Raw genomic sequence first — 6,978 nt, 5'->3', positions numbered from 1 at the left:
TGGTAAAAGGGGTAATATCATTGTTTTTGGTGATGATTACGATACGATCGATGGTACTTGTATCCGAGATTATATCCATGTAGTTGACCTTGCAAAGGCGCATGTTGCCGCGTTAAAGAAATTAGAAGCTGAGCCAGAACAATTTGATATTTACAATATTGGCACCGGTCGCGGAAATTCTGTTTTAGAAGTAATCCATGCCTTTGAAAAGGCAACCGGCCAGAAATTGAATTATTCTATTGGTCCAAGAAGACCTGGTGATATTATTAGGATCTTTGGTGATGTAACTAAAGCTGAGCGTGATCTTTCATGGAAAGCTGAGCTGGGTTTATTGGATATGATGAGCTCTGCATGGGAATGGGAGAAATATATAAAACAGAATCCTCTTTAAATAGTGTAAAGTACTTTGTGGAGCACATGTTCCCTTAATAAAAAATCTATCTTAGAAATGAAGAAAATTTTGATTACCGGTGGAGCAGGTTTTATTGGCTCTCATGTTATTAGGCGATTTGTAAATAACTACCCCAATTACCAGATTATTAACCTTGATAAGTTAACCTATGCCGGAAATCTTCTTAACCTGAAGGATATTGAGCAAAGTCCTAACTATAAATTTATAAAAGGCGACATCGTTGATGCGGCATTCATTGATCAATTATTTTCTGAAGAGCAGATCGACTCAGTGATACACCTTGCAGCTGAATCACATGTCGATAGATCAATAAGTAATCCTTTAGAGTTTGTTATGACCAATGTTCTTGGTACGGTAAACCTACTAAATGCAGCTCGTCATCAATGGAAAAACGCATATAGCAATCATCGCTTCTATCATGTTTCTACAGACGAAGTTTATGGAAGTCTTGGAGAAACAGGTTTATTTACTGAAGAAACAGCCTATGATCCCCATAGCCCTTATTCAGCTTCTAAAGCTAGTTCTGATCATTTTGTTAGATCCTACCATGATACATACGGGATCGATGCTGTGATTTCTAATTGTTCTAATAACTATGGATCTTTTCATTTTCCTGAAAAGCTGATTCCACTTTCTATTAATAACATTAAAAATAATCTTCCTATTCCGGTTTATGGGAAAGGCGAAAATATTCGTGACTGGTTATGGGTAGAAGATCATGCCCGTGCAATTGACTTGATTTTTCATCAAGCTCCTGCTGGAAGCACCTACAATATTGGAGGGCATAACGAGTGGACAAATATTGATCTGATTCGGTTATTGTGTAAAATTATGGATCAAAAATTAGGAAGAGAACCTGGTTCATCAGCAAAACTCATCACTTTCGTAACCGATCGTGCCGGGCACGACCTTAGATATGCAATTGATTCGTCAAAACTTCAAGCAGATCTGGGATGGAAGCCAAGCCTACAATTTGAAGAAGGGCTTGAAAAAACTGTTGAATGGTTTTTAAATAATGAAGAGTGGCTTCAAAGTGTTACCTCTGGCAATTATCAATCTTATTATAATGATCAGTACGGAAAGAGATAAAACGTTAAATTCCCCTTTCAGCTTTCCCCTTTCCCCTTTTAGCTTTCTGCTTTAACCTTTTAGCTTTCAGCTTTTAGCTTTTAGGTTTCCCCTTTCAGCTTTTAGCTTTCCCCTTTCAGCTTTCCCCTTTCACTCATACCTAAGTGAATCCACAGGATCCAACTTAGATGCCTTAACAGCAGGGTAAAGCCCAGACATTAAGCCTACGCCAATACATAGGGTTAATCCAAGGATAGTCCAGACCCAGGGCATAATGAATGATCCACCCATCACCATGGAGAGTAAATTGCCAATGAGGATTCCTAGAATTACTCCTGTGATGCCTCCCATTAAACAAATAACAATTGCCTCAATCAAAAATTGTCTGCGAATAACCAAAGGTGTTGCACCAATAGCCTTGCGTATTCCAATTTCACGGGTTCGCTCTGTTACTGAAACGATCATGATATTCATGAGGGCAATTGCAGCTCCAATAAGTGTGATAGCCCCAATAACAATTCCTCCAATTCGAACAAATTTCAGGTTTTCAACCAGTGTCTGAGCAATAGCATCACTTTTTGTTATCTCAAAATTATTTTCATCAGATATTTTTAAATTTCTGACATTTCTGAACAAGGCCGTTGCCTCGCCAATTGCATATTCCATTTGTGCTGGATCATCACTCATTACAGAAATGGTGTAAGATGGATTTGCGATGGTCATCACCTGCTTAGCACGAAGTAAAGGAATTATACAGACCTTATCGCCGCCAAAACCAACACTCGAGCCTTTTGCTGCTAATAGTCCTACAATCCTGAATTTATTATTCCCAATACTGATTGTTCTGTTGATTGGATCTGCATTAGGAAAGAGTCGGGTCTTAATTTCATCGCCTATAATTACAACGCTAGTTCCATATTCAAGTTCCGACTGAGAAAAATTTCTGCCAGTAGCTATTTTGTATCCTGCCGACATTAAATAATTTTCGTCTGCGCCGAGTACAGAAATATTCGGGTTGGTCTTTTCATTTCCATATTTTGCAGTTCCGCCAAATGTAGCAAAGGTATTTACGGATATGGTTGCAGGGAAGTCAAAATTGCTTTTAAATGCAGTAGCCTGTCTATAATCTATTGATTTATATCTTTTGGGTCTCTGGCCACTTCCTCCAATCCGAATTCCGATACCCCTGTTTCTGATGGTAAAGGAATTGGCTCCCATACTTGAGAATGTATTATTTAATGATCCCTCAATCGCATCAATAGAAGTTAAAATGCCAACCAATGCGGTTATACCAATTGCTATAATGATTGCAGTTAAAAATGTCCGAAGCTTATTGCCCTTCACAGATTGCATAGCAACCTTGACATTCTCAGAATAACTCATTGTTCCCGCCATAGTATAAATATAAAAAGTCCTGCTAGTTTGACAGCAGGACTTTATAAAATGTTACAAAAATATATTTTAAACTGAGAATGATGTGCCACAACCGCAGGTGCTGCTGGCATTCGGGTTGCTGAAAGTAAATCCACGTGCATTTAATCCATCCTTGAAATCAACTTCCATACCAGCTAAATATAAACCATGCGCCTTGTGCATAAAGACAGTGATCTCATCAATACTATATTCTTGATCGCCATCTTTTTTCTGATCAAAACCTAAAATATAATTCATGCCTGCACAACCGCCACCCTCAACTCCCAAACGTAATCCGTAATCTGACCCTAGTTCCTGCTGCTGAATAAGTTTTTTTATTTCTTTCTTTGCCCCATCCGTTAAAGTAACCGGTGCTGTAAGATTTGCAATTTCTGTGCTCATATTTCTTTTAAAATCTTATCGCAAATATACATGAAATTGCTCACTTTTGTTTTGATCTACAGCTTTTTGACCATCTGTTAACAATTGCAGCATCATGAATGATATTACATTTTTGTTTGATATAATTAAATATACATTTTCAGGACTCTTAGTATTCTTTGCCGCCTGGTATTTTGTGAAGCCATTGCTAATGCAAAATCTTGACGTTCAAAGGCTGGAATTAAAGAAAGCCGAACACATACATATCCTTCCATTAAGGCTACAGGCTTATGAGCGTACAGTATTATTCTTAGAAAGGATCAATCCTTCAAATTTACTTGTTCGTTTACATGTGCCTGGTATGAGCGCTATTGAAATGCACAAACTTGTCATAACTGAAATTCGTGCTGAATATCAGCACAATATCTCTCAGCAGATTTACGTGACTGAAATGTCTTGGGCTGTGGTAAAAAGGATCAAAGAACAGACTATTGGAATCATCGGTAGCGCTGCAAATGCTTTGCCGGCCCAAGCTAGTTCGATTGATTTAAGTAAATCGGTTCTCAATCATCTGGCTAATCTGGAAACCGAAAACCCATATGACCTTGCGCTGAGCATTGTTAAAAAAGATATTCAGTCTTTATTTTAATCAAATGAGTGAAAAAAAAATTAAAACGAGTTCAGGAATTGAAATAAAGGAAGTCTATACAGATTCTAAAAGTCTTGAATTGCCCGGCGAGTTTCCATTTACTCGTGGAATTCAAAAGGATATGTATCGGGGCCGAATGTGGACTATGCGGCAGTATGCAGGGTTTTCAACTGCTTTTGAATCAAATAAACGATATCATTATTTGCTTTCACAGGGCACAACCGGCTTATCGGTGGCCTTTGACCTTCCTACGCAGATCGGCTACGACTCAGACCATGAAATGTCTGAGGGTGAAGTTGGAAAAGTTGGTGTGGCAATTGATTCGCTTATGGATATGGAGATTCTTTTTGATGGGATTGATCTAAGTAAAGTAACTAGCTCAATGACCATTAATGCTACTGCACCAATTTTATTGGCCATGTATATTTGCCTGGCAAGAAAACAAGGTGCCGATCTAAAACAAATTTCAGGGACAATTCAGAATGATATTTTGAAGGAATATGCTGCTCGCGGAACGTATATTTATCCACCTAAAGCATCCATGCAACTTATTACAGACGTTTTTGAATTCTGTAGTAAAGAACTTCCAAAATGGAATACCATTTCGATATCCGGCTATCATATTCGGGAGGCAGGGTCAACGGCGGTGCAAGAACTCGCTTTTACATTAGCGAATGGCAAGGCCTATCTTCAGGCAGCTATAGACAAAGGTTTGGATATTGATGTTTTTGCCAAACGGCTGTCATTCTTTTTTAACTGCCACAATAATTTCTTTGAGGAAATAGCAAAATTTCGTGCTGCCAGAAGAATGTGGGCACAACTTACAAAAAGTCTGGGTGCAACTGATCCTGCTGCACAGAAATTGCGTTTTCATACCCAAACAGGAGGCTCAACATTAACAGCTCAACAGCCTCTTAATAATGTAATCAGGGTAACTAATCAGGCAATGGCAGCCGTGTTGGGAGGAACACAATCCTTACATACCAATGGCTTTGATGAAGCACTTTCATTACCCACTGAGGCGGCAGCCAAAGTGGCCTTAAGAACACAGCAAATCATTGCATTCGAAAGTGGGGTTGCTGATACTGTCGATCCACTGGCAGGCTCTTTTTTTGTAGAATCTTTAACTGATGAAATTGAAGCAGCTGCATGGAAATATATCGAAATTATTGACGCAAAAGGGGGTTCAGTAGCGGCAATTGAAGAAGGGTATATTCAGAATGAGATTGCTAATTCGGCTTATCAGTATCAAAAAGACATTGAAAGTGCAGAAGCTACCTTGGTGGGAGTAAATAAATATGTAGATGCTGAAGGGTTAAAACCCGAAGTTTTCCGTGTAGATGATTCTATCCGCAAAGTACAGATTGATAAACTGATCAGCCTTAAGGCCAAAAGAGACGGCTTGGCTGTTGATAAAGCTTTGCAAGCCTTAAGCGATTCTGTACAAAATGGCTTGAATACAATGCCCTATATTATAGCTGCAGTTGAGGTATATGCTACATTAGGCGAGATTGCTGATACTTTTAGAAAAGAATTTGGCGAATATTAAGGCCTAAATTATCTAATGGCTTCGTATACTTTTGGTTGTTGTTATTAAATCTAGCTAGTTTACAAGCATCATCTTTTAGTTGAATTAGCTTTTTTAATCTTAATCACTAAAACTGAACGATTTTTCAAATAAGTTCTTGTTTTGTTATCATTCAATTTATTATTGAATACTAATGATGTGGGATATTCTTTTTGTATAGGCTACGTTGAAATAGATGTTAGAACTGAAGCATCTCTTTTAACCTGTTGTAGATTAAAAATACTAGCGATCATTTTTCTTTTCAACCATGAATTTTAGAATGCTTTCGGGATAATTCAACAGTTAAAATGGCATTAAATAATTGGAATAGTATAGAAAATTAAATTTTGTTTATGAAATCAGTTTTTTTTGCAAGATTCAAACAATTATTCGGAAATTTTCATCCTCTCAAAATAACAATGCCCTTTAAATATTTATGTGCATAAATACTTTAAATTCTGTCAATTTTGGCGTAAATTGTGCACTATTCTAATCAAAATCATGCAAAATAATTGCTTTTTTATCATAACAGTTGAATCATTAAAAAATAAGTTATTCTCCTGATAAACAATTAGTTGTAACTAATTTCAAATTATAATTTTTTAATCAATTTTTTTTCCGATAATTGATTCTCCAAAGAGTTACCAACATTTCTTTCGGCACCCATTATAAATCAGGTTATTAGTAAAATTATATGGAAAAAACTTCTACACATGTATGGAATAGCTGTCTTCAGATTATTAAGGATAATATCCCGGCTCAGAGTTTCAAAACCTGGTTTGAGCCTATTAAAGCCTTACGTCTTGAGGGTAATGTTCTTACCATACAGGTGCCGAGTTTATTTTTTTACGAATGGCTTGAAGAACACTATGTTGGCCTACTCAGAAAAACAGTAAAAAAGCAGTTGGGTGAAGATGGCAGGCTTGAGTACAATATTGTTGTAGAAAAGTCTTCAACCAGTATTCCCTACACAACCAATATGCCATCCAATGGTAATGGTGCTGAGGGTAAAAACCAGTCTATGCCAATGCCAATTTCCCTGAACAAGGATATAAAAAATCCTTTTGTAATTCCGGGTCTTAAAAAATTGCAGGTTGATCCTCAGTTAAATCAGAATTATACTTTTGAAAACTTTATTGAAGGTGATTGCAATCGGTTAGCACGATCAGCTGGTTATGCAGTTGCAGGAAAGCCAGGAGGCACTTCATTTAATCCGTTGATGATTTATGGTGGGGTTGGATTAGGTAAAACTCACCTTGTACAGGCAATTGGAAATGAAATTAAACGTACCCTGACAGATAAATTGGTGCTTTATGTTTCTTGTGAGAAATTTACACAGCAATTTGTTGACGCTTTAAAGAATAATAATATTAATGATTTTGTAAATTTCTATCAGGCAATGGATGTTTTGATTATGGACGACGTTCATAATTTTGCCGGCAAAGAAAAAACTCAAGATATTTTCTTCCATATTTTCAACCACCTGCA

At 37.1% G+C, this 6,978-nt stretch carries 7 protein-coding genes; 5 read left to right on the top strand and 2 right to left on the bottom strand.

The features are described 5' to 3' along the window. Together ACIQZ6_RS10975 and rfbB are read left to right on the top strand one after the other, a co-directional pair. The coding region (locus ACIQZ6_RS10975; RefSeq protein ID WP_395811036.1) for a GDP-mannose 4,6-dehydratase at positions 1 to 391 on the top strand (391 nt) is incomplete at its 5' end. Positions 392 to 448: 57 nt separating this feature from the next. After that, positions 449 to 1,501 (top strand): dTDP-glucose 4,6-dehydratase, encoded by a 1,053-nt coding sequence (gene rfbB / locus ACIQZ6_RS10970; RefSeq protein WP_395811034.1) that lies wholly within the window; start codon positions 449 to 451, stop codon positions 1,499 to 1,501. 129 nt (positions 1,502 to 1,630) lie between these two features. Here rfbB and ACIQZ6_RS10965 read toward each other — a convergent pair whose 3' ends face one another. Both ACIQZ6_RS10965 and ACIQZ6_RS10960 read right to left on the bottom strand, forming a co-directional pair. Beyond that, positions 1,631 to 2,875: an ABC transporter permease gene (locus ACIQZ6_RS10965; RefSeq protein WP_395811032.1), complete on the bottom strand. Its 1,245-nt coding sequence runs from the start codon at positions 2,873 to 2,875 to the stop codon at positions 1,631 to 1,633. A 66-nt stretch (positions 2,876 to 2,941) separates the two neighbouring features. Further along, positions 2,942 to 3,295 (bottom strand): HesB/IscA family protein, encoded by a 354-nt coding sequence (locus ACIQZ6_RS10960; RefSeq protein WP_395811030.1) that lies wholly within the window; start codon positions 3,293 to 3,295, stop codon positions 2,942 to 2,944. A 94-nt stretch (positions 3,296 to 3,389) separates the two neighbouring features. On the opposite strand from ACIQZ6_RS10960, the gene ACIQZ6_RS10955 reads away from it, so the two are divergent. The 3 genes from ACIQZ6_RS10955 to ACIQZ6_RS10945 all read left to right on the top strand — a co-directional run. Continuing rightward, positions 3,390 to 3,923 (top strand): hypothetical protein, encoded by a 534-nt coding sequence (locus tag ACIQZ6_RS10955; RefSeq protein ID WP_395811028.1) that lies wholly within the window; start codon positions 3,390 to 3,392, stop codon positions 3,921 to 3,923. A 4-nt stretch (positions 3,924 to 3,927) separates the two neighbouring features. Continuing rightward, complete coding sequence (locus ACIQZ6_RS10950) at positions 3,928 to 5,472, top strand: methylmalonyl-CoA mutase (protein WP_395811026.1); 1,545 nt, start codon at positions 3,928 to 3,930, stop codon at positions 5,470 to 5,472. Between the two features lie 712 nt (positions 5,473 to 6,184). After that, the coding region (locus ACIQZ6_RS10945; protein ID WP_395811024.1) for a DnaA ATPase domain-containing protein at positions 6,185 to 6,978 on the top strand (794 nt) is incomplete at its 3' end.

The organism is Daejeonella sp. (assembly GCF_044348475.1).
Classification (GTDB): Bacteria; Bacteroidota; Bacteroidia; order Sphingobacteriales; family Sphingobacteriaceae; genus Daejeonella.
Note: the sequence above shows the minus strand (reverse complement) of the source record. Positions and strands in the feature narration are given on the sequence as shown.

What these genes read in the sequence shown, in the direction of transcription:
- ACIQZ6_RS10960 (WP_395811030.1), bottom strand. Translation starts at nt 3,295, where the DNA reads ATGAGCACAGAAATTGCAAATCTTACAGCACCGGTTACTTTAACGGAT.
- rfbB (WP_395811034.1), top strand. Translation starts at nt 449, where the DNA reads ATGAAGAAAATTTTGATTACCGGTGGAGCAGGTTTTATTGGCTCTCAT.
- ACIQZ6_RS10950 (WP_395811026.1), top strand. Translation starts at nt 3,928, where the DNA reads ATGAGTGAAAAAAAAATTAAAACGAGTTCAGGAATTGAAATAAAGGAA.
- ACIQZ6_RS10955 (WP_395811028.1), top strand. Translation starts at nt 3,390, where the DNA reads ATGAATGATATTACATTTTTGTTTGATATAATTAAATATACATTTTCA.
- ACIQZ6_RS10965 (WP_395811032.1), bottom strand. Translation starts at nt 2,875, where the DNA reads ATGGCGGGAACAATGAGTTATTCTGAGAATGTCAAGGTTGCTATGCAA.